The organism is Reyranella sp. (genome assembly GCF_965279465.1).
Taxonomy (GTDB): Bacteria; Pseudomonadota; Alphaproteobacteria; order Reyranellales; family Reyranellaceae; genus Reyranella.
The window spans coordinates 8,044,640-8,065,732 of record NZ_OZ257242.1; the positions used below are offsets into that span (position 1 = coordinate 8,044,640).

A 21,093-nucleotide genomic window follows, 5' to 3' on the forward strand; every position below is an offset into this window, starting at 1 on the left:
AAGGGGGGTTATGGGGGCGGTATATACGCATGGCTCATGACATCGGCAAGGCAGGTTGAGCGCGCGTCTTGCCGCTGCAACAATTCACGCATGCGCAAACGCTCGATCACGATCCATGGGCATCAGACCAGCATCTCGCTGGAGGACGAGTTCTGGCAGGAGCTGTCGGCGCTCGCCCGGGCCCGCGAGCTGTCGCTCAACGCCCTGGTGACGGAGATCGACAAGGTCCGGACGTCGCCGCCCGGCGGGGGCGCCAACCTTTCCAGCACGCTTCGGGTCTACGTCCTGAAACAGCTGAAGCGGAAGATCAGTCGAGCTTGAAGCCTTTGCGGCGCACGAAAGCACCGAAATCGGCTCGCTCCGGCACCGAATATTGCCGGGCCTTGTCCTCCGACCAGCCATAGTCGGCACTCTGGCCGAATTTATCGGTGTAGCGCTGGGCTTTGTACGGCTGCACCGCCTCGCGTCTCTTGTCGTAGGCGCCGATCTTTTCGCGCAGCCCATCCTCGTCGTAGCGGTCGCGATGAATCGTGACGTCGAGGCCAAGGCGCGGGCTCATCACGCCCTCGAAGGACGGCCAGCCGACGCCCAGGGCTGCGACAGGAAAGACATGGTCGGGCAGCGACAGGATGTCCGACACCTGCTGGGCATGGTTGCGGATGGCGCTGATCGGGCAGCTTCCCAGCCCGACCCGGTCGGCCGCCGCCACGAAGGTCGCCAGCACGATGCCGGCATCGACCGAGGCGTTGAAGAAGGGGTCGAGATAGTCGTTCACGAACGGCCGCTCGCGCCACTGGAAGAGCAGCCGGTGCCGGCGGTTGTTGGCGCAGAACACCAGGAAGAAGGGCGCCGCCTTGACCCAGGGATTGTCCGGCAGAAGCGCCTCGAGCTTCTCGCGCTGGCCCTTGTCGGACACGATCACGATGTCGGCCTGCTGGAGGTCCGACTTGGACGGCGCCGACAGCGCCACGGCGCAGAGCGTCTCGAGCAGCGCATCGTCGACCGGCCGGTCGGTGTAGCGCCGAATCACGCGGCGGTTGGCCATGTCGGCCAGCACCTCGACGCCCCTTGCCCCGTTGGGCAGGTGGGTTTCTGCGAGAGCAGGTGCGGTTCCAAACCGGGCCCTGAGGATGGCTTTCAATCGTTCGAGCATCAGCGTCCAAAAATGTTGGGAATGGGGATGTTGATCGGCGGCCGCTGGCCGCCGCCACTGCCACCGCTGCCGCCCCCCGTGCCGCCGCCCAATCCTGGAATGATATTGGGAATTGCGTTGGGGACGGTCGTGGTCGGCGTGTTGGCTATGCCCGGCGGGTCCTTCGCGCTGCCGCGCACGACATTGTAGCTCAGCTTCGAGAACGGCCCGCGGGCGGTGGCGATGATGTACGGCGCCGACCCGTCTTCGGCGATCATGAAGTTGACCGTCGTGTCGGTGGTCGAGGCGGCGAGGTTGGTGCGTGTCACGATATTGGCGGTGGCGCGGTTGCCCGATACGATCAGGCTCTTGTCGGACAGCATGCCGCCCGCGATGTCGAGGTGACCGGAAATCGGATTGTCGCGATTGACGAAGCGGTTGAGCACCACGGAAACTGCGGTCAGCAGATTGCTGATTCCGATCCCGCCCTTCATCCCGGTCACGCCCAGCGCATTGCCCAGCGCGTTGTCGATCACGCCGCCGACGGCGCCGGCCGCCGCCGTGCCGAGTGTCGTCAGCGCCTTGTCGGCACCGACGAAGACGTGGCCGCCGAGCTGGGCGCCGCCCGCCACCGAAGCCTTGATCTGCTCCGCGGTCGTGCCACCGCCGCGCAGGGCGATGCCGGTGGCGCTCAGCTTTCCGTCGACCGTGACCCTCACCGCGCCGCCGTACTGGTTGGAGCCGGACAGGCTGCGCAACATCTCGCCGAGATAGATGTTGCTGGCGTCGCCCCTGAGGTCGAAGGCGAGCGCGGGCTTGCTGCCGTTGACGGTGCCCGACAGATTGAGCGCGCCGCCATAGAGTCCCGCCTTGAAGTGCTGCAGGGTAAGCACGCCTTCCTTCAACGTCACGGCGATGTCGGCGTTGGACAGGCGCAGCGGTGCGCTGACCAGCGTTCCGGCGCTGAGCTTGAGCGAGGCATCGAAAGCGCGCATCGCCGAGGTGTCGATCGTCGACGAAGCGGCCGCGGGCGCCGCCCGTCGAGCACCCCGCGCCGGCGCCGGCGCGGGCCCACTCAGCTTGTCGAGATCGAGCAGCGTCGTCCTGAGGTCGGCCGTGATGCTGGGCCGTGCTGCGACCTTCGCGTCGACCGTGCCTTCGATGGTCTGGCCGCTGGCCGCGACCTTGCCCTTGTAGCCTATCGAGGACGGCGGACCGCGAGAGGCGCCGGGCATCGCAAGCGTGCCGTCGATTTGCGCGCTCTGGCCCTGCGCCGCGACCCGAAGCTCGCGGAAGGTCAGCGCCTCGACCGTGCCCGATACGCCGCCGCTCGCCGTCACCTGGCCGAACTCGGTCGGCGCCGTGGCGCCCGCGACCTTCAGCACGCGTGCCATGTCGGGCGCCTCGAAGTTGAAGGCGATATCGGCCTTTGGCAGTGCCGAATCGTAGTCGACGACGTTGCCGCGCACCGCCAGCCGCGCACCAACCAGATTCGAAACCTTGATGTCCTTCAGCTCGAGCGTGCGGCCCTTCAGGGCGAGATCGACGTCGATGCCGCCGATCGTATCCTTGTTGTAGATTGCCCTGTTTACCTTGAGCTTCAGCCCGAGCGACGGGCCGGGCGCCGCCGGCCTGGCCGTCGTGGCGGCGGGCGCCGCTGCCGGCGGCTTCTTCTGGCCAGCTGCCGGCGTGGCGAGGAAGGAATCGAGATCGATCGTGTCGATCTCGAGCCGCGTCACGATCGACAGCGGCACCGAGAAGGTGACGACCACGCCGCCGGTGCCTTTGACGTCGTCGAGCTCGAAGGCCGCGTCGTTGACCTGCACGTTGCCGCCGTTCGAGCCCAGCCGGCCCTTCAGGCTGAGCCGGGTCAGCTTGTTGGGCGGCACCGACGAGACATCGACCGCCAGCCAATCAAGCGTCTCGCGCAGCTTGGGGCCCACCAGGCTGAATTCTCCGGCGACCGTCGGCCTGGTCGGATCGCCCGACATCGTCGAGCGGGCCTGCAGCACCATATCCCCCGGCAAGGTCGCGGCGAGCTTCGGCACGGCGACCGTCCCGCCCTTGGCATCGAGCTCGATCGCGACATTTCGGATCGGCTGCTTGTTGTAGATGACCTCCGCCGCCTCGATCGAAACCTTGGCGCTGAGCGTGTCGAGCACGCTGGCGTCGCCGGTCGTCGTCGGTGCGGCAGGCGGCGCAGGCTTGCCTGGCGCCGCGGACGGTACCGCGAGCCCGGCCAGCGTCCGGTCGAGGTCGATTTTCGGCAGAACGAGCTTACCCTCGACGGTCAGGGCAGGCTTCAGGACCACGGCGATCGAGCCCGAGCCGCTGTCGCCAGCCAGCGCCATCTTGAAATCACGGGCCGCGAACTCGGTCTGTGATATCTCGACGCCGCCATCGAAGGTGAACTTGCTGGCGAGCAGCTGCGGCATCGCCGGCGCCGGCTGGCCAGCGAGGCCCGCGAGCGTAGCGACGAAAGCGCTGAGCGAATCGGCCGACGCATTGGCCAGTCCCGCAACCTTGGCGTTCGGGCCGAGCTCGCTGATCGTGCCCTTGAAGCCGAGCTTGCCGCCGCCCGCTTCGAGCGCGAGGCTGGCTGGGAGGACGTCGCGCGCCTTGGCTCCGACGTCGAGATCGATCTTGAGGGGCGTGCCGTTCACCGACGCGGCGCCGACCACCGAATATGGCCCGCTCATCGAGCCGACGGATGCCGTCACCGTCGCGTTCTCGGCGGCGATCGACAGGCCCGCCTTCGAATCGCTGAAAATCAGCGTGCCGTTTTCGACCGTGAGCTTGCCGAGGGAGAGCGGCAGGGGCGAGCTGGGCTTCGGCGCGGCCGGCACGGCCTCCGCGACCGACGGCGTGAATTCCCAGTTCGGCTTACCCTCGGCGTTGATCTCGAGCACGATCCTGGGCTCGACGAGCTTGACTTCCGTCATCTCGATGTCGCCGCGCAGCAATGCGAACACCGAGGGCTTCACGGTGGCCGACTTTACCTCGACCATGTTGGCGTTTCGGGAGCCCGGCGCATTGGAGAGCTTGATGCCAGTGACGGTCACGCTCGGCACCGGCAGCAGCGACAGCGCCACCGGACCGTCGATCGCCAGGTCGCGGCCAGTCGCCTTCTTCACCTGGGCGGCGATCTGCGGCTTGAAGCTGTTCAGGTCGAGGACGAACGGCGCAACCAGCAGCGCCACGATCAGCACACCGAGCACGCTGCCCGCGCCGATCAGCACCTTCTTGCGTACGGAAGGGGTCACCCGCATCTCCATCGGTCGCTTCGGAAACACTAGCGCATCGCCCCTGGCCACGGCATAGAGAAATCGAGATCAATCAATGGCCGAGATCGTCAACCTCAAGCGCGTCCGCAAGGACAAGGCCCGCCGCGAGCACGAACGCGAGGCCGAGGCCAACCGCCTGCGCTTCGGTCGCACCAGGGCGCAGAAGGCCGCCGACAAGGACGCGAAGGAACGGGAGCGGCGTTCGCTCGACGACAAGGAACTCAAGGATTAGCTGGGGCCGCACGGAGTGGCGCGGTCCCAGCAATGAAGACTAACGCTGGCTCGGCCGCGTCAGCGTCAGCCGGTCGAAGAAGTCGCGGGTCGCCTGCACGGCGCCCGGTCCGGCCACGGCGCGTACGTTGGTGAGCTCGAGCCGTCGGCCGGTCAGCACGTCGATCAGCGCGGGCTCGAGCGCATGGCCGTCGGCTCGGTCGACCAGATCCATCGGCTTGCCGTTCTTGGCGGCCGGGCCGAAGCGGTCGCCCCACTGCTTGAGGCCGACGATCACGGTGAACAGCGCCGCGCCCTTGTCGGTCAGGCGATACTCGTGGCGCAGCGGCCGCTGGCGATAGGCCGACTTGCGGAAGACGCCGGCCTCGACCAGCTTCTTCAGCCGCGCCGTCAGCACGTTGCGCGCGATGCCGAGATTCTCCTGGAAGTCGTCGAAGCGGCGCACGCCGTAGAAGGCGTCGCGCACGATCAGCAGCGTCCACGGCTCGCCGACGACGTCGAGCGCGGAAGCGATCGAACAATTCAGCTGTTCGTACGATGTGCGCCGCATCGCCAAAGTATAGGCCCGTGCCGACGCAGTGCAATCCGGCCGGCCCAGCCGGGTCCGACGAAGAGGGTCACTGTCTCCGCCCGTTTGGGAGACAGGGTCGTTCCAGGTGAAGGCGGCGCAGATCGCCGCCGGCACCAGGGTGCCGCCCGGCGCGCCGGCGATCGCGCCACCTGAGCCGGCCGGGACAGCTCGCCAGTGCGTCAGCGATTTGGTCGCCACTCGACGTGCAAGGCGTGCACGACCGTCGGCCAGAGCGATGAGTTCGCGAGCACGAGAACGAGCACCGTTGCCGCCAGCAGTAGCACCGCACTACCCCGCCTCGCTCTGCAGGAATGCCGCCCCAGCGATTCTTTATGACGCCTTATGCATCTTCCCGCTCCCGGCCAGGGGGAGAGGAGAGAGAACCAGACAGCAAAACGCCCGGGTCTTTCGACCCGGGCGCCTTGCAGCGGAAGCTTTGGTTCGGTGACTACTCCCGGTTCTGGCCCATGAAGCTCATGAGGAACTGGAACAGGTTGACGAAGTCGAGATAGAGGCTGAGTGCACCGAAGATCGCCATCTTCTCGGCAACGTCAGTCCCGTAGGCGTCGGCATACTGCTCCTTGATCCTCTGGGTGTCGTAGGCGATCAGGCCCGAGAAGATCAGCACGCCGGCGGCGGAGATGATGAAGCTCATCGTGCCGGACGGGAAGAACATGTTCACCAGGCTGGCCAGGATCAGGCCGATCAGGCCCATGAACAGGAACTTGCCCATCGCCGTGAGGTCGCGCTTGGTCGTGTAGCCGTAGAGGCTCAACGCGCCGAACGAGGCCGCGGTCACGAAGAAGGTGCGGGCGACCGAAGCACCGGTGTAGCGGAACAGCAGCAGCGACAGGCTGACTCCCATCAGTGCCGTGACCGCCCAGTAGACTGCCTGGACCGCGCCGACGCTCATGCTGGCGCCGCGGAACGAGGTCAGCAGCAACAAGCCGAGCGGCGCGAAGATCGCGACCCAGCCCAGGACGTTCAGCCCGACGACGGCGCCGCGTGGCGACACCTGGAAGAACAGTCCGGCCAGCTCAGGTGAGCTGAACAGCGCGAAGGCCACGATGCCCGAGAGGGCCAGGCCCGACGCCATGTAGTTGTAGACGCGGATCATGTGCGCGCGCAGACCGACATCGAACGATGCCTGGTCGGCAATCACGCCGCCGCGGCCAAAGGTGTTGAAGTTCTGGTTTGCCATTTTCCCTAGCCTCCGAGAGACCTCGTTATCGAGCCCCTTCGCGCTGCAATGTGGCTATTCAGCTCGACTGAATCAAGGCCGTAAACGTGTTGTATAGAAGCATCCATGAGCGCGAGATGCACTCATTCATTGCGTAATAAGGCCAATGGGCGCTGCCGCAGCGCCGCCAGGGTGCCGGCCAGCCCGAAGGCCAGGGTCAGGGCCATTGCGCCGACCGCGACCGCCACGGCGACCGTAGGCAGGAAGGTCCAGCTGAGATTCATGAGATTGCGGACCACCAGATAGGCCGCGACCGTCCCCACCGCCAGCGACGCCAGGGCCGTCGCGAGGCCCAAAGTGGCGAATTCCCACGCAAAAGTGCCCGCAATTCGCCCTCTTGTGGCCCCTAAAACCTTCATGACGACCGCTTCGTGGATACGTCGGCGCTGGGTTGCCAGCATGGCGCCCGCCAGCACCAGGATGCCGGCCAGGATGCTGAGCAGCCCGATCAGCCGGACCGCCAGCCCGATGTTGCCCAGCACGTCCGACGCGGTCTGAATGGCATCGCGGATGCGCACCACGGTCACGTTGGGGAAGCGGTCTGTGACGTCCTGGAAGATCCTGTCCTCTGCGTCGGGCGTGGCCTTGACCGTCGCCAGGAAGGTGTGCGGCGCCTTGTCGAGCAGTCCGGGCGAGAAAACGAAGACGAAGTTGATCGACAGCGTCTGCCATTCGATCCGCCGCAGCGAGGCGATCCTGGCCTCGATATCGCGGCCGAGGACGTTGATGGTGATCGTGTCGCCGACACCGATCCCGAAGGCGCGCGCGAGCTCTGCATCGAACGAGACGAGCTGCGGCCCGCGATAGTCCGGTGCCCACCATTGGCCGGCAACGAGGTGCGAGCCTTCCGGCTGGGTTGCCGAATAGGTCACGCCGCGATCGCTGTCGACCGCCCAGCGGGCGTCGGGCGGCACCTTCGACTGGACCACCGGCTCGCCGGCGATCTTGACGATGCGGCCGCGCAGCGAGGGCACCTCCTCGAGCTTGCCCGCACCCGGCACGGCAGCGATGGTCTTCTCGAACTCGGCGATCTGCGAGCTCTGGATGTCGACGAAGAAGAAGGCCGGCGCATCCTTCGGGATACGCTGCGTGATCTGCTCGCGCAGATTGCCCTCGATCAGCGCCGTCGCCACCAGCACGGTGAGGCCGAGACCGAGCGACAGCATGACGATCGGCGTCGGCGAGCCGGGCCGATGGAGATTGGCGAGCGCGAGCCGCAGCGCGGCGAACCTGGGCTTGCCGACCCTCGCCGCGGCCCACATCAGCCCGCGCGCCAGCAGCGGGAAAGCGATGAAGGCACCGATCGCGCCGAGCACGAACCATCCCGCCGTACGCCGTTCGGGCGCCACGTAGACGGTGAAGCCCGCCAGCACCACGGCCGCGCCGGCGATCAGCACCAGCTCGCCGAGCGCCACCCGGCGGTTGCCGACGACCGCGCCACGCATCAGGGTCGCCGCCGAAACGGCGCGGGCGCGCAACAGCGGCAGCAGGGCGAAGAGCAGCGAGACCAGCAGGCCGAACGTTCCTGCCGTGACCAGCGGGCGGATGTAGACGTCGATACGCGCACGCAGCGGCAGGAGATCGGCGATCGCCGACTGCGCCACGAACGGCAATGCCGCGCCGATGACCACGCCGACCACGACACCGAGCAGGGACAGCGCGGCGATCTGCAGGAAATAGGCGAGGAAGACCAGCCGTTCGGGCGCGCCCAGGCATTTCAGGGTCGCGATGGTACGCAGCCGCGCCGTCAGGAAGCTCGAGATGGCGTTGCCGACCCCGACACCGCCGACCAGCAGCGCCGAAAGCCCGACCAGGCTCAGGAACTGGGTGAGCCGGTTCAGCCAGAACTGGATGCTGCCCCCGGCATCGGCCAGCCCGCGCACCCGCCAGCCGGCCTGCGGAAACTCGGCCTTGAGGCGCTCGATCGCCTGGAGGTCCGAGACGCCCGCCGGCAGGCGCAGGCGATATTCCCAGGTCAGCAGGCTGCCCTGCTGCGCCAGGCCCGATTCGGCGATCGCCGCCAGCGGAATCATCAGCCGCGGGCCAAGGCTCGCGAAGGCGTTCACGCCGCGATCGGGCTCGCGGGCGATGATGGCGCGCAGCTCGACGATCGCGTCGCCGACCTTCAGCCGGTCGCCCAGCGCCACGTCCATGCGCTTGAGCCCCACGTCCTCGATGGCGGCGCCCCATACGCCCTCGCGCCTGGCGAGCGCGTCGGTGAGCGAGCCTCCGCCCTGGAGCTCGACCGTGCCGTAAAGCGGATAGGCGGGCTCGATCGCCTTGAGCTGGATCAGCGCCGGATGCCCGTCGGGCTTCATCGGCCGCGCCATCGAGCGGCTGTCGATCCAGCGCGTCATCTCGCCCTGCTTGCCGAGCCAGGCGATCTGCTCGGGCGTGGCCTCGCGATAGAGCAGCGACACCGCGACGTCGCCGCCCAGGATCTCGCGGGCGTCGGCGCGCAACCCCTCCTCGACCGCACGGCTGAACGACAGGATGGCGGCGATCGCGCCGACCCCCAGCGCCAGGCAGGCGATGAACAGCCGGAAGCCGCCCAGCCCGCTGCGCATCTCACGCCGCGCCAGGGTGAAGGCGAGACGAATATTCGTCATGCCGACCGGGGCCCAGCGCGGCGAGGCAAATGGGAGAGCTTTCCGCTGGGAACGCGGCTCTCCGGAGCCGCTCTTCTTCGCGTTGCCACATCCCACGAGCGGCTCCGGAGAGCCGCACTCCCAGCAACCGGATCTGAGCGATACGGCTTCGTCATTGCGCTGCTAACGCGTGCGGTGTGCGCCGGTCGTCGACCACCAGGCCATCGGCAATGCGCAGGATGCGGTCGCAACGCTCGGCCAGCGTCATGTCGTGGGTGATGAGGATGAGCGTCGCGCCCTCGGACCGCGCAAGCTCGAAGAGGAGGTCCATCACTTGCTTGCCGGTGGCGCCGTCGAGATTGCCGGTCGGCTCGTCGGCCAGCAGGAGCCTGGGGCTGCCGACGAAGGCGCGCGCCACGGCTACGCGCTGCTGCTCGCCGCCGGAAAGCTGCGCCGGATAGTGGCGGAGGCGATGGCCGAGCCCGACCCTCTCCAGAGCCCCTTGCGCCGCCTCGAACGCGTCGGAACGGCCGGCGAATTCCAGCGGCAAAGCGACATTCTCATGCGCCGTCATCGTCGGGATGAGGTGAAAGCCCTGGAAGACGATACCGAGATGATCGCGCCGCAGGCGAGCGCGGGCGTCGTCGTCGAGCGGCCCGAGATCACGGCCAACCACCTCGACCTTGCCCGAGCTGGCGCGTTCCAGCCCGCCCGCCACCATCATCAGGCTCGACTTACCGGCGCCCGAGGGGCCGACGACGGCGGCGATCTCGCCGGCTGCGATATCGAGCGTAATGCCACGCAGGATATTGACCATGCCGGCATCGCTTGCCATGTCGAGATGGACGTCCGTGAAACGGACGATAGGGTGCGGGATTGTCACGGCCATGAGTCTTGTCATTGCATATGGTCGTTTTGCGGCGGCGGTCAATTCGCTGCTCGCGGTTCTTTTGCTGGCTGTAGTGCCTCTTTCTCAGGCGCATGCACAAAGCACGCCCATCAAGATCGCCGTCCTGGGCGACAGTTTGGCGGCAGGCTTCGGCGTGAAACCGGCGGAATCCTTCCCGGCGCGGCTCGAAGTCGCGCTCAAGGCGCAGGGCCGTAACGTGACTGTCTTGAACCACGGTGTCTCGGGCGACACCACGGCGGGCGGGCTCGACCGGATAGACTGGATGCTGGCCGACAAGCCCGACATCGTGTTGGTCGAGCTGGGCGGCAACGACGCCTTGCGCGGCACCGATCCGAAGGTGACGGAGAAGAACCTCACGGCAATCGTCGAGAAGCTGAAGGCCGCCGGTGTCACGGTGTGGCTGGCCGGCATGCTGGCGCCGCGCAACCTCGGATCGGACTACGTCACGGCCTTCGATGGCCTGTACAAGCGGATCGCGGAAAAGTATCAGGTGCCGCTCTATCCATTCATCCTGGACGGCGTCGCCCAGGACCCGGCCTTCATCCAGGCCGACGGCATCCATCCCAACCCGAAGGGCGCGCAGGTCGTGGCCGACAGGCTGCTGCCCTTCGTGACCAAGAACCTCGACGATCATGCCGCGGCTGTTCATCGCCCTGCCCGTCCCTGAAGAAATCGCCGATGACCTCGCGGCCCTGCAATCGGGCGTGCCCGACGCGCGCTGGGTGCCGGCGGAGAACTTGCACGTCACGCTCTGCTTCGCGGGCGAGGTGCAGGGCAGCGTCATGAAGGACCTCGAGGAAGAGCTGTCCGACATCGCCGGGCCCAAGTTCCCCGTCGCCGTAGCCGGCGTCGAGCAGTTCTCGACCGGCAAGCAGCCCAAGGCACTGGTCGCTCTGGTGGAGAGGAGCGACCGGCTCGACTGGCTGCAGCAGAAGGTGTCGACGGTGGCGCGCAACTGCGGCCTCTCGATCGACCGCCGCAAATTCCGCCCGCATGTCACCCTGGCGCGCTTCGCCAACAGCGCAGAAACCGGGCATCACATCGCCCAGTTCATGGCCAGCCATTCGACCTTCCATGCCGGGCCCTGGGTCGCCGACCACTTCGCGCTCTATTCCAGCCGGCGCGGCAGCAGCGGCTCGGTCTACCGCGAGGAAGCGGTTTACGATCTGACGTTCTGAGGCGTCATCGTCTTCCCGGACCGCGAGCTTCCAGCTCGCTCATCGATCATGAGCGAGCTGGAAGCTTGCGGTCCGGAAGAAGAAGAACATGACCAAGAACGGGACGCTCCGATAAGGGAATCGGTTAGGCGAACGTCAGCAGCCGTCGCGGGTTGCTCACCAGGATGGCGTCGATCTCCTCGGCGCTGTAGCCGCGCTTCTTCATCATCGGTACGACGTTGCGGAAGATGTGGCCGTAGCCGTGGCCGCCGAAGCTGGCGAGCCGGGTGCGGTGGCAGATGTCGTGGCTGATCACGACCCGATCGAGATGGCCGTGATCGATCAGCGCGCGGATCAGCTTCAGACGCGTCGCGTCGTTCGGCATGTCGATGTCGCTCAGCCCGTAGTAGCTGGACTCCTGGCCGAACAAGTCGAACTCGACCGTGACGCCGGAGTCGGCGAGCTTCAGTAGGCGCGGCTCATCGAAGATCGTGCGGTCGATGTGGCTGATGACGATCCTTTCGGTCGGATGGCCGGCCGCCTTGATGAAATCGGCGACCTGCCGCGGCTGGTCGGGATCGCGGCCGGGATGGACGTTGATCGACGATCCGGTCTGCTCTGCCGCGATCAGTGCGGCCTGCATCACGCGCTTCTCGGTGTCGGTCCACGGCGACTGGCAACCGATCTCGCCGATCATGCCGGCACGCACGTCTGTGCCCCAGGCGCCATGCAGGATTTGGCCGATCATCTCCTCGGCGAAGTCGTCGACGGGACGATCGTGATTCTTCGGGTCCTGGTAGTCGTTGACGTAATAGCCGCAGCCCATCACGAGATGCACGCCAGTGCCCTCGGCGATGCGTTTCAGGCCGGACGGGTCGGGCGAAAGGCCGCCGCAGGTCAGCTCGACGATGGCGTCACCACCGTCGTGCTTCATCATCTCGACTTCGCGCGTGGCGATATCCTCGAGGTCGAGCATGTACTTGCGGCCGGCGCGCTTCAGCCCGCGCCCGTAGTTGATCTGCCAGACGTTCTCGAGGGTGATCTCCGGCCCGAGGTCGTTGTCCGAGCGCGTGCCGGGCGGGCGGATGTCGCACAGCACATGCTCGTGCATCAGCGTGCGGCCCAGCGCCTCCGGCTCGATCAGGCCGAGGACCGTCTGGATCTTGCCCTTCAATTGGTCGCGGGTCATTGCGGCTCCAGCTTGGCGGCCTCGACCACCTTCTTCCACTTCACCGTTTCCTTCTTGATGTGCTCGGCGAGCTCATCGGCCGTGCCGATCAGGTCCGAGGCGCCCGCGTCGCGGATCTTCTTGACCACGGCCGAAATCTTGCCACCCTTCACCAGCTCGTCGGACAGCTTCTGCACGATCTCCTTCGGCGTTCCGGCGGGAGCGGCGACATACCACCAGGGCGCGGCGTCGAAGCCGTCGAAACCCTGCTCGGCAATGGTGGGCACATCGGGCAGCGCGAACCAGCGCTTGCTCGAGCTGACGCCCAGCGCCCGCAGTGCGCCCGAGTTGATGTGTGGCAGGTAGGGCGGCAGGTTGTCCATTGTGCTCGGGATGTTGCCGGCGAGCAGGTCCTGCAGCACCAGCGAGCTGCCGCGATAGACGATGTGCTCGACCTTGAAGCCGGCCAGCGCCTGGAAATATTCCATGGCGAGATGGCCGGTGCCGCCGATCGCCGGCGAGCCGAAGCTCACCTTGTTCGGCCCCTGCTTCTTGCAGTACTCGACATATTCCTTGGCCGTGTTGACGGGCATGCTCTTGTTCACGGCGAGCACGTTGGCCACCTCGCCGAACAGCGCGACCGGCGCGAACGCGGTTGCCGTGTCGTACGGCATCTTCTTGTAGAGGAACTGGTTGGTGACAGCGGTGCCAACCGTGCCGAGCAGCAGAGTGTAGCCGTCAGGCGGCGCCTTGGCGACGATGTCTGCGCCGATATTGCCGCCGGCGCCGCTCTTGTTCTCGACCACGACATTCGCGCCCCAGGCATTCTGCAGGTGCTCAGCCGCAATGCGGCCCAGAATATCCGTGGTACCGGCGGTCGCGAACGGCACGATCATGCGGATCGGCTTGCTGGGAAACGCCTGGGCCCAGCTCTGCCGCGCGATCAGTGGCGCGCCTATTGCACCGGCCATCAGGGTTCGACGGCCGAAATACTTTGCCATGGCGATTCTCTCCTTGTGCAGCGACTATACCGGCCGATGACGGGGAGACAACGTGACAGCACCGCTCACTGGCTACGCCAATCGCGTTTCGGTACGTGCCGGCAAGACGATCTCTTTCAAGGTTTCGAGCCACGGGCCCGGACCATTCAATGCCGCGCTGGTGCGCATCATCTGCGGCGATCCCAATCCCGCCGGCCGCGGCACCACGCTCGAGGATCATTCCGAGCAGTTCGACGGCCGCTTCCCCTCGAAGGTCCAGCATGCCTGCCCGGGTTCCTACGCCATCGTCGAGGGCGCGGCGTCCGTTGCCCTGCCGCAGGCTCTTTCGGTCGAGGCCTTGATCTGGCCGACCTTGCCCGGCGATGGACCGCAGACCGTGATTTCTCGTCGCGACGGCAAGACGGGCGCAGGCTTCGCGCTGGTGCTGACGCCCGAGGGCATGCAGCTCGAGATTGGCCATGACAGAGTCGTGGTTGGCAAGGGCCTGCGCCCCCACACCTGGTATCGCGTCTGGGCGAGCGCCGACGGGAGCACTGGCATGCTGCGTGTCGGCCAGCAGCCCTTGAAGCGCGCCTTCGCTGTCGAGGACGAAGGCGACGCGAGCCTCACGGCCGCAACGCCGCTCGCCATCGAAGCGGCGCTGCCGATCCTGATCGGCGCGGAAGCCGGCGGCGACCGGCCGGCGCAGCGCTGCTTCAACGGCAAGATCGAGGCGCCATCGATCGCAGGCCTCGCAGCCTGGGATTTCTCGCGCCGCATGGAGTCCATGGAGATCGAGGACACCGGTCCCAACGGCCTGCACGGGAAACTGGTCAACCTGCCGACGCGGGCGATGAAGGGCGCGGCCTGGACCGGCGCCGAGCGCGACTGGAAGCGCGCGCCGCATCACTACGGCGCCATCCATTTCCATGATGACGATCTGCATGATTGCGGCTGGGAGGATAGCTTCAGCTTCACGGTGCCGAAGGACCTGAAGAGCGGCGTCTACGGCATGCAGCTGACCTGCGGGCAGAACCGCGACATCATCCCGTTCTTCGTGCGGCCCGAGCTCGGCAAGCCGACGGCGAAGGTCGTCTATCTGGTCTCGACCTTCACCTATCAGGTCTACACCAACTTCGCGCGCGGCCTGTTCGACGACGCCTTCCGCCAACGGGTCGCCGACTGGAAGGCCGCCCCCAACAATCCGGACGACCACAAGGATTACGGCCTCTCGACCTACAACCATCATCGCGACGGCTCGGGCGTGGCCTATTCCTCGCGGCTTCGGCCGCAGCTCACCTGGCGGCCGAACTTCCTCGCCATATTCGACACCAAGGGGTCGGGCCTACGCCACCTGCCGGCCGATTCGCATCTCACGTCCTGGCTCGACCGTATGGGCATCGACTTCGACGTGATCACCGACCACGACCTCGACCGCGAGGGCGTGGCGCTGCTCGAGCCCTACAAGGTCGTGCTGACCGGCGCGCATCCCGAGTACCACACCGCCAACACGCTCGACGCGCTGCAGAGCTACATCGATACCGGAGGCCGGCTGATGTATCTCGGCGGCAACGGCTTCTACTGGCGGGTCGCTCTCTCGGAGAAGGTGCCCGGCGCGATAGAGGTGCGCCGCACCGAAGGCGGCATCCGTACCTGGGCTGCCGAGCCCGGCGAATATTACCATGCGTTCGACGGCAACTACGGCGGACTGTGGCGGCGCAGCGACCGGCCGCCCCAGATCCTGTGCGGCATCGGCTTCACCAGCCAGGGCACTTTCGTGGGCGACTCCTATCGCCGTGCGGCGGCCTCGCGCGACAACCACCACGCCTGGATCTTCGAAGGCGTGAAGGCCGACGCGTTGTTCGGCGGCTACGGATTCTCGGGCGGCGGCGCGGCGGGCTTCGAGCTCGACCGGCTCGACCATCGGCTGGGCAGCCCGCTCAATGCCGTGGTGCTCGCCTCGTCCGAAGGCCACGATCGCAAGAACTTCGTGGTGGTGCACGAGGAGCGGCTGGGCTTCGACACCACGATTCCCGGCGAGACGCTGGAGCAGCTGATCCGCGCCGACATGACCTATATCGAGAAGCCGATGGGCGGCGCGGTCTTCTCGACCGGCTCGATCACCTACTGCGGCGCGCTGCCGGCGCAGAACTTCGACAACGACGTGTCGCGGTTGACCTTCAACGTCCTCAACCGCTTCGGCGAGCTCAACCGGACCTGGCCGCTTTGAGCTCGGACTGGAAGCCCGCGAGCAGGCCCCTGCAGGCGGCCTCGATCAGGTTCAGCGCCTCCTCGTAGCCGCGCGCCGGTCCGCCGTAGGGATCGGACACTTCCTCGATGCCAAGCTCGGGCGCGAATTTCATCAGCAGGGTCGGTCGATCCTGCCGGTCGCGCGGCGCCATCCAGCGCATCGCCGCGAGATGGGTGCGATCCATCGCCAGCGGCAGGTCGAATTTCAGCAAGTCCTCGTTGGTGAGGAGCCGCGCACGATGATCGTCGATGTCGTAGCCGCGCCGCCGTGCCGCCTCGATCGCCAGCATCGAGGCCCGCGCCCCGACATGGCCGTCATAGGTGCCGGCCGAATCGATCGTGAAGGCATCGGTCATGCCGGCGCGGCGCACCAAGGAGCGGAACACGCCGGCCGCCATGGGTGAGCGGCAGATGTTCCCGGTACAGACGAAGAGAACGCCGATGACCATGGTCCGGTACCCTAGCACAGGGCTAGAGTGCCGCCATGCACCAGGATTTCTTCCCGCCGGGCATCGTCGTGCTGACGGGGGCCGGCATTTCGAAGGAAAGCGGCATCGACACGTTCCGCGACGAGGATGGGCTATGGACCCGCGTCGATCTCGAGGAAGTCGCCACGATCGAGGCGTGGCATCGCGACAGGAAGAAGGTGCTCGATTTCTACAATGACACCCGCAGGATGTTCCGGGCCGCGCATGTGGCGCCCAATGCCGCTCACAAGGCGCTCGCGCATCTCGAGCAGAAATACGAGGGCGAGGTCACGGTGGTGACCCAGAACATCGACCCGCTGCACGAGCAGGCCGGATCGAGGCGCGTGATCCACATGCACGGCCGCGACGGCGAGATCCGCTGCATGAAGTGCAGCACGGTGACGGAGTCCGACGACGATCTCAGCCCCGCCTCGATCTGCCCGCACTGCAAGGCGGTCGGCGAGCTCCGCCCCAACATCGTCTGGTTCGGCGAGATGCCGATGCATATGGACGAGATTTACGCAGTGCTGGAACGCTGCGGCCTGTTCCTGTCGATCGGCACCTCCGGTGAGGTCGATCCGGCCGCGAGTTTCGTCATGCATGTCCGCCGGAGCAACCGTCGCGCCCACGCCGTCGAGCTCAATCTCGAGCCGACGGGCAACCAGATGCTGTTCCATCAGCACATCTACGGTCCCGCCACGCTCACGGTGCCGCCCTATGTCGAGCGCGTGCTGGCACGCGGGTGGAAATGAAGAGGAGGAAACCATGCCCGACATGACGCTGCAGGCGCACGGCGCCCACTACATCGCGCCCGACATCCACGGGCAGAATTTCTTCGCCGTCGACCGCCAGTTCCAGGACCTTATGTCGCTCTACATGGAGCCTGGCTTGCGCGCCCAGATGACGCCGCACTTCGATCGACTCGGCGCGCTCGCCGGAAACCGGCTCGATGAGCTGGCGCAGACCGCCGACAAGCATCCGCCGGTGCTGCAGCCGCGCGACCGCTTCGGCCGCGACGAGGACTGGATCGACTACCACCCGTCCTATCGCGAGATGGAGAAGATCGCTTTCGACGAATTCGGAATGCACGCCATGAGCCACCGCGCCGGCGTGCTGGGGATGAGCGAGCCCGCGCATCCGCTGGTGAAATACGCCATCACCTATCTCTTCGTGCAGGCCGAATTCGGCCTGATGTGCCCGGTCTCGGTGTCGGACACTTCCAACTTCATGATCAAGCGCTACGGCTCGCCGGCACTGAAGAAGCTGCTACTCGACCGGCTGTTGAGCCAGGACCCGGCGACGATGCTGAAGGGTACCCAGTTCATGACCGAGAAGGCCGGCGGCTCCGACGTCGGTGCGCTCGAGACCGAGGCCGAGCGGATCGGCGTCGGCGCCGACGGCATCGAGCGCTGGAGCCTGCACGGCCAGAAATGGTTCTGCAGCCATGCCGATGCCGATGTCGCGGTGCTGCTCGCCCGCCCGCGTGGTGGGGCGCCGGGCACGCGCGGCCTCGGCATGTTCGCCCTGCCGCGGCGGCTCGAGGACGGCAGCCGCAACCGCTACCGGATCGTGCGGCTGAAGGACAAGCTCGGCACCAAGTCGATGGCCTCGGGCGAGATCATCCTCGATGGCGCCACGGCCTATCTGGTCGGCAATGTCGACCAAGGCTTCAAGCAGATGATGGAGCAGGTCAACCTGTCCCGTCTCAGCCACGGCGTGCGCGCGGCGTCGATGATGCGCCGCTGCCTGAACGAGGCGCTGGCGGCGGCGCGCGGCCGCCGCGCCTTCGGCAAGGCGATCGCCGAATACCCGCTGCTGCGCCGCCAGCTGATGAAGATCATGCTGCCGACCGAGCAGGCGCTGTCGATGTTCGCCTTCTCCGCCGACACGATGGGCAAGGCCGACAAGGGAGACAAGGAGGCGGCGACCCTCCTGCGCATCCTCACGCCGGTCTACAAATTCCGCGCCTGCCGCGACAACATCCCGGTGGCGAGCCACGCGCTCGAGGTGCGCGGCGGCATCGGCTACATCGAGGAATGGGTGACCGCGCGGCTGGTACGCGACGCGCAGATCGGCACGCTGTGGGAAGGCACCTCGAACATCAACGCGCTCGACGTCGTGCAGCGCGCCGTCGGCAAGGCCGGTGGCCACAAGACCCTGACTGCGGCGTTGAAGGCGAAATACGAGGCGAGTGGCAGCCTGCCCGGACAATACAAGGGCCTGCTCGGCTCCACCCTCGACCGGGTCGAGCGCTTCGCCGAAACCGTCGCCTCCGATCCGAAGCACGAGAAGCGCGCCCGCCTCGCCGCCGGCGCGCTCTACCACGCCACGACCGCCGCGCTGATGGCCTGGGAGGGCGCCACGCTCGGCGCCCAGGGCGGCGACGCCCGCCGCCTGCTGCTGTCGCGCCTGGTGATCGAGCACCGCCTCGCGCCGCAGGACCCGCTGTCGCTCGCCGAATCTTCCTGGGAGCAGGAAGCGATGGACCTGCTGCTTAGCGACGCGCCCGTGCCGCTGGCGAAGGCGACCACTTTGCTCTCATAACGACCGCAACTTAACATTGAATCGTAACTGGCACGCCTCGTGCTAAGCGCGTATTCTCAACCTTGGCTCGAGGAATGGCGTTGCATCTGAGGAGGTGCGTCATGAACGGGACAACCGACATCTTCGGCAACAGCCTGAAATACTGGTCCGACATCGTTGCCATCGAATTTCGCAACCTGGAGGCGCTGGGACTTGCCCAGCAGAAGATGCTGGAGGGCTGGGGCCTGCTCGCCCAGCGCCAAGCCGAGATGGTTCAAGGAACGCTGCACCGGGCCTTCGAGTCCCAGGGCCAGGGGACACCCACGGCCACCGTGGGGCCGGCTGCCATGATCGGGCAGATCGATTCACTCAAGACCTCGATCCTGGAAAATCAGGCGAACTCGAACATCCTGACCGAGCTTGCGACGCGCAGCAGCGGCGAGGCGGCCAGCATCCTGCAGTCGCGCTTCGTCGCGGCGCTGGACGAGTACAAAGCGGCGCTGGGGCACGTCGCGCCCGCCAGCGTTCCCCAGTGACCGTCGGACGATTTGGGCGCACGGCAGCCGCTCTGCTGCTGGCGGCGTCGGCATGGCTTGCCGGAGAGGCCCTGGCGGCCGATCCGCTGGGGCGCTTTCCGGTCGACCCCCAGCAGGTTTCCGTCTCGGGCATCAGTTCGGGTGCCTTCATGGCCAACCAGCTGCATGTCGCGCACTCCGCCGGTATCATGGGCGCGGGCATCGTGGCCGGCGGCCTGTTCGGATGCGCCGTCGACAGGGTGTCGAGCGACGGCGTCGCGGGGCTGGCAAGCCTTGCCGTCGGCCCGTGCATGTCGGTGCCCAGCTTGTTGAAGCCGACCACGTCCTATGCCCAGCTGGTTTCCGATCTTGCGGCCCGAGGCTGGATTGATCCGCCGTCCAACCTGGCGCGCAGCCGCGTTTATCTCTTCACCGGGAAGGCCGACAGCGTCGTCAATTCCAGGACGGTCGAGCTCGGCGCCGCCCTCTACAAGGCGCTCGGCGTGCCGGATGGACAAATCAAGTTCCGCGACCGCGATCTCCCCGGCGCCGGGGCCGGCCATTCCTGGGTGACCAAAGCCTTCGGCAATGCCTGCGACGCCAATGCCTCGCCTTTCATCAACCGCTGCGATTACGACCAGGCCGGCGAGATGCTGCAGACCATTTACGGCCCCTTGGAAGCACCGGTCGGTGCGCCCGGTGGCCGTCTCGTTCCCTTCGACCAGAATGAATTCGTGCCGGCTGGAGCGACGGCCGCCAACGGCCTGTGGCACACCGGCTATCTCTATGTCCCGAAAGCCTGCGAAGCGGGCGCTGCGAACGCGTGCCGGCTGGCGGTGGTGCTGCATGGCTGCCTGCAGTCGGCGGAAACCCTTGGCGCGGAGTTCTACACCAGGATCGGCGTCAACGAATGGGCCGACACCAACGGCATCGTCGTCCTCTATCCGCAGGCGCATGCGACGACGGTGGCCGAGCTTGCGGTCCAGAACGCCCTCTCCATCCTCAACACCAATCCGAACGGCTGCTGGAACTGGTGGGGCTACAGCAGCGACGCTCAGTTCCTGACCAAGCAGGGCGTCCAGATCAGTGCGATCTGGTCGATGGTGCAGCGCGTGACCGGACAGGGGAATCGCTAGCCCGCGATGATGAGGCGCGACGCCGATCGTTTCAGCTTCCCTTCACCGTGACCCCGGCCAGCTGCTCGAAGACCTTTACGACCGCCGCCCCGTCCTGCTTGTTGAGACCCTGGGCGCGGGCCATCTGGTAGACCTGCTGCGTCACGTTGGCGAGCAGGACGGGCACACCCAGGCGCTTGGCGAAAGCGGTCTCGAGCTCCTGGTCCTTGTAGGAGATGTCGATCGTCCCGCCGGGCACGTAGTCGCCCGCGAGGATGCGCGGCACGCGCAGCTCCCACGCCGCGCTGCCGCCGGTCGAGACCTTCACCACCTCGTAGATCGTCTGCGGGTCGAGGCCCGCCTTGACGCCCAGCACCAGGGCCTCGGCAACCGCCACGGTGTTGACCTGCACCAGCATGTTGTTGACCAGCTTCATCGCAAGCCCGCTGCCCAGCGGACCGACATGGAAGGTCCTGTTGCCCATGACGGTGAAGAGGTCCTCGCATTTGGCGACGATCGCCGCGTCGCCGCCCACGATCACCGACAGGTCGCCCGACTGCGCCCGCCCGGTGCCGCCGCTCACCGGCGCGTCGATCATCGCGATGCCCTTGGCCGCCAGTTGCTCGGCCAAGGCACGCGCCGCGAAGGGATCGATCGTCGCCATGCAGATCACGATGTGTCCCGGCTTGGCGGCCTGGATGATGCCGTCGGGACCGGCGATCACCGCCTGCGCCTGCTCGGTCGTTTCGACGATCACGATGGTACGGTCGACCGCGGCCGCCACGTCCTTCGCGGATTTCGCGACCTCCGCGTTGATTTTCGCGGTCTTGGCGGTATCGATGTCGTTCACCACCAGCGGCACCCCCGCCTCGATGAGATTGCGCGCCATGGGCCCGCCCATGGCGCCCAATCCGATGAAGCCAACCTTGCCCGCCATTTTTTCCTCCCGTATCGGTCTGGGG

Annotated in this window: 19 protein-coding genes; 9 read left to right on the forward strand and 10 right to left on the reverse strand. The window is 66.7% G+C overall.

Annotated features, from left to right (window positions below):
- The first annotated feature begins 90 nt into the window (after window positions 1-90).
- On the forward strand, window positions 91-321 hold the full coding sequence (locus tag ACQY8M_RS39245; protein WP_428668183.1) for a ribbon-helix-helix domain-containing protein: 231 nt from the start codon (window positions 91-93) through the stop codon (window positions 319-321).
- Here ACQY8M_RS39245 and ACQY8M_RS39250 read toward each other — a convergent pair.
- Window positions 308-1,153 (reverse strand): nitroreductase family protein, encoded by an 846-nt coding sequence (locus tag ACQY8M_RS39250; protein ID WP_428668185.1) that lies wholly within the window; start codon window positions 1,151-1,153, stop codon window positions 308-310. The genes ACQY8M_RS39245 and ACQY8M_RS39250 overlap by 14 nt on opposite strands.
- Window positions 1,153-4,395, reverse strand: a complete 3,243-nt coding sequence (locus tag ACQY8M_RS39255) for an AsmA family protein (RefSeq protein WP_428668187.1) — start codon at window positions 4,393-4,395, stop codon at window positions 1,153-1,155. Before ACQY8M_RS39255 ends, ACQY8M_RS39250 begins: the two co-directional genes overlap by 1 nt.
- A gap of 76 nt (window positions 4,396-4,471) precedes the next feature.
- On the opposite strand from ACQY8M_RS39255, the gene ACQY8M_RS39260 reads away from it, so the two are divergent.
- Window positions 4,472-4,648: a DUF4169 family protein gene (locus ACQY8M_RS39260; protein ID WP_428668189.1), complete on the forward strand. Its 177-nt coding sequence runs from the start codon at window positions 4,472-4,474 to the stop codon at window positions 4,646-4,648.
- A gap of 39 nt (window positions 4,649-4,687) precedes the next feature.
- Here the strand turns inward: ACQY8M_RS39260 and ACQY8M_RS39265 are convergent, their stop codons facing one another.
- The 4 genes from ACQY8M_RS39265 to ACQY8M_RS39280 all read right to left on the reverse strand — a co-directional run bounded on the left by ACQY8M_RS39265 (window position 4,688) and on the right by ACQY8M_RS39280 (window position 9,935).
- Window positions 4,688-5,416 (reverse strand): winged helix-turn-helix transcriptional regulator, encoded by a 729-nt coding sequence (locus ACQY8M_RS39265; protein ID WP_428668191.1) that lies wholly within the window; start codon window positions 5,414-5,416, stop codon window positions 4,688-4,690.
- Window positions 5,417-5,666: 250 nt separating this feature from the next.
- Window positions 5,667-6,419 (reverse strand): Bax inhibitor-1/YccA family protein, encoded by a 753-nt coding sequence (locus tag ACQY8M_RS39270; protein ID WP_428668193.1) that lies wholly within the window; start codon window positions 6,417-6,419, stop codon window positions 5,667-5,669.
- Window positions 6,420-6,541: 122 nt separating this feature from the next.
- A complete protein-coding gene (locus ACQY8M_RS39275) occupies window positions 6,542-9,067 on the reverse strand; it encodes an ABC transporter permease (RefSeq protein ID WP_428668195.1) in 2,526 nt (841 codons plus the stop codon).
- 151 nt (window positions 9,068-9,218) lie between these two features.
- Window positions 9,219-9,935, reverse strand: a complete 717-nt coding sequence (locus ACQY8M_RS39280; protein ID WP_428668197.1) for an ABC transporter ATP-binding protein — start codon at window positions 9,933-9,935, stop codon at window positions 9,219-9,221.
- Between ACQY8M_RS39280 and ACQY8M_RS39285 the strand changes: the two genes are divergently transcribed.
- Together ACQY8M_RS39285 and thpR are read left to right on the forward strand one after the other, a co-directional pair.
- Window positions 9,934-10,623 (forward strand): arylesterase, encoded by a 690-nt coding sequence (locus tag ACQY8M_RS39285; protein WP_428668199.1) that lies wholly within the window; start codon window positions 9,934-9,936, stop codon window positions 10,621-10,623. The genes ACQY8M_RS39280 and ACQY8M_RS39285 overlap by 2 nt on opposite strands.
- The gene (gene thpR / locus ACQY8M_RS39290; RefSeq protein ID WP_428668201.1) at window positions 10,589-11,134 is read left to right on the forward strand and encodes an RNA 2',3'-cyclic phosphodiesterase; all 546 of its coding nucleotides are present in this window, start codon (window positions 10,589-10,591) and stop codon (window positions 11,132-11,134) included. The genes ACQY8M_RS39285 and thpR overlap by 35 nt, the downstream gene beginning before the upstream one ends.
- A gap of 124 nt (window positions 11,135-11,258) precedes the next feature.
- Here the strand turns inward: thpR and ACQY8M_RS39295 are convergent, their stop codons facing one another.
- Together ACQY8M_RS39295 and ACQY8M_RS39300 are read right to left on the reverse strand one after the other, a co-directional pair.
- A complete protein-coding gene (locus tag ACQY8M_RS39295) occupies window positions 11,259-12,302 on the reverse strand; it encodes a phosphotriesterase family protein (protein ID WP_428668203.1) in 1,044 nt (347 codons plus the stop codon).
- On the reverse strand, window positions 12,299-13,282 hold the full coding sequence (locus ACQY8M_RS39300; protein ID WP_428668205.1) for a Bug family tripartite tricarboxylate transporter substrate binding protein: 984 nt from the start codon (window positions 13,280-13,282) through the stop codon (window positions 12,299-12,301). The genes ACQY8M_RS39295 and ACQY8M_RS39300 overlap by 4 nt, the downstream gene beginning before the upstream one ends.
- 52 nt (window positions 13,283-13,334) lie before the next feature.
- On the opposite strand from ACQY8M_RS39300, the gene ACQY8M_RS39305 reads away from it, so the two are divergent.
- On the forward strand, window positions 13,335-15,491 hold the full coding sequence (locus ACQY8M_RS39305) for a N,N-dimethylformamidase beta subunit family domain-containing protein (RefSeq protein WP_428668207.1): 2,157 nt from the start codon (window positions 13,335-13,337) through the stop codon (window positions 15,489-15,491).
- On the opposite strand, the gene ACQY8M_RS39310 is transcribed toward ACQY8M_RS39305, so the two are convergent.
- Window positions 15,469-15,960, reverse strand: coding sequence for a low molecular weight protein-tyrosine-phosphatase (locus ACQY8M_RS39310; RefSeq protein WP_428668209.1), 492 nt, complete (start codon window positions 15,958-15,960; stop codon window positions 15,469-15,471). The two genes, ACQY8M_RS39305 and ACQY8M_RS39310, sit on opposite strands and share 23 nt — an antisense overlap.
- A 35-nt stretch (window positions 15,961-15,995) precedes the next feature.
- Here ACQY8M_RS39310 and ACQY8M_RS39315 point away from each other — a divergent pair, with 35 nt between their 5' ends.
- From ACQY8M_RS39315 to ACQY8M_RS39330, 4 genes are all read left to right on the forward strand, one after another.
- Entirely contained in the window at window positions 15,996-16,730 is a 735-nt protein-coding gene (locus ACQY8M_RS39315; RefSeq protein ID WP_428668211.1) for an NAD-dependent deacylase, read from the forward strand.
- A gap of 13 nt (window positions 16,731-16,743) precedes the next feature.
- Window positions 16,744-18,522 (forward strand): acyl-CoA dehydrogenase family protein, encoded by a 1,779-nt coding sequence (locus ACQY8M_RS39320; protein ID WP_428668213.1) that lies wholly within the window; start codon window positions 16,744-16,746, stop codon window positions 18,520-18,522.
- A 101-nt stretch (window positions 18,523-18,623) separates the two neighbouring features.
- Entirely contained in the window at window positions 18,624-19,037 is a 414-nt protein-coding gene (locus ACQY8M_RS39325; protein ID WP_428668215.1) for a hypothetical protein, read from the forward strand.
- A complete protein-coding gene (locus ACQY8M_RS39330; RefSeq protein ID WP_428668217.1) occupies window positions 19,034-20,152 on the forward strand; it encodes an extracellular catalytic domain type 2 short-chain-length polyhydroxyalkanoate depolymerase in 1,119 nt (372 codons plus the stop codon). Before ACQY8M_RS39325 ends, ACQY8M_RS39330 begins: the two co-directional genes overlap by 4 nt.
- Window positions 20,153-20,183: 31 nt before the next feature.
- Here the strand turns inward: ACQY8M_RS39330 and ACQY8M_RS39335 are convergent, their stop codons facing one another.
- Complete coding sequence (locus ACQY8M_RS39335; RefSeq protein ID WP_428668219.1) at window positions 20,184-21,068, reverse strand: NAD(P)-dependent oxidoreductase; 885 nt, start codon at window positions 21,066-21,068, stop codon at window positions 20,184-20,186.
- Window positions 21,069-21,093 lie beyond the last annotated feature (25 nt).

Excerpts from the sequence above, each read along its gene's own strand:
- ACQY8M_RS39245 (WP_428668183.1), top strand. The coding sequence starts at position 91 with ATGCGCAAACGCTCGATCACGATCCATGGGCATCAGACCAGCATCTCG.
- ACQY8M_RS39250 (WP_428668185.1), bottom strand. The coding sequence starts at position 1,153 with ATGCTCGAACGATTGAAAGCCATCCTCAGGGCCCGGTTTGGAACCGCA.
- ACQY8M_RS39260 (WP_428668189.1), top strand. The coding sequence starts at position 4,472 with ATGGCCGAGATCGTCAACCTCAAGCGCGTCCGCAAGGACAAGGCCCGC.
- ACQY8M_RS39270 (WP_428668193.1), bottom strand. The coding sequence starts at position 6,419 with ATGGCAAACCAGAACTTCAACACCTTTGGCCGCGGCGGCGTGATTGCC.
- ACQY8M_RS39275 (WP_428668195.1), bottom strand. The coding sequence starts at position 9,067 with ATGACGAATATTCGTCTCGCCTTCACCCTGGCGCGGCGTGAGATGCGC.
- ACQY8M_RS39285 (WP_428668199.1), top strand. The coding sequence starts at position 9,934 with ATGAGTCTTGTCATTGCATATGGTCGTTTTGCGGCGGCGGTCAATTCG.
- ACQY8M_RS39280 (WP_428668197.1), bottom strand. The coding sequence starts at position 9,935 with ATGGCCGTGACAATCCCGCACCCTATCGTCCGTTTCACGGACGTCCAT.
- thpR (WP_428668201.1), top strand. The coding sequence starts at position 10,589 with ATGCCGCGGCTGTTCATCGCCCTGCCCGTCCCTGAAGAAATCGCCGAT.
- ACQY8M_RS39295 (WP_428668203.1), bottom strand. The coding sequence starts at position 12,302 with ATGACCCGCGACCAATTGAAGGGCAAGATCCAGACGGTCCTCGGCCTG.
- ACQY8M_RS39300 (WP_428668205.1), bottom strand. The coding sequence starts at position 13,282 with ATGGCAAAGTATTTCGGCCGTCGAACCCTGATGGCCGGTGCAATAGGC.
- ACQY8M_RS39310 (WP_428668209.1), bottom strand. The coding sequence starts at position 15,960 with ATGGTCATCGGCGTTCTCTTCGTCTGTACCGGGAACATCTGCCGCTCA.
- ACQY8M_RS39315 (WP_428668211.1), top strand. The coding sequence starts at position 15,996 with ATGCACCAGGATTTCTTCCCGCCGGGCATCGTCGTGCTGACGGGGGCC.
- ACQY8M_RS39320 (WP_428668213.1), top strand. The coding sequence starts at position 16,744 with ATGCCCGACATGACGCTGCAGGCGCACGGCGCCCACTACATCGCGCCC.
- ACQY8M_RS39325 (WP_428668215.1), top strand. The coding sequence starts at position 18,624 with ATGAACGGGACAACCGACATCTTCGGCAACAGCCTGAAATACTGGTCC.
- ACQY8M_RS39335 (WP_428668219.1), bottom strand. The coding sequence starts at position 21,068 with ATGGCGGGCAAGGTTGGCTTCATCGGATTGGGCGCCATGGGCGGGCCC.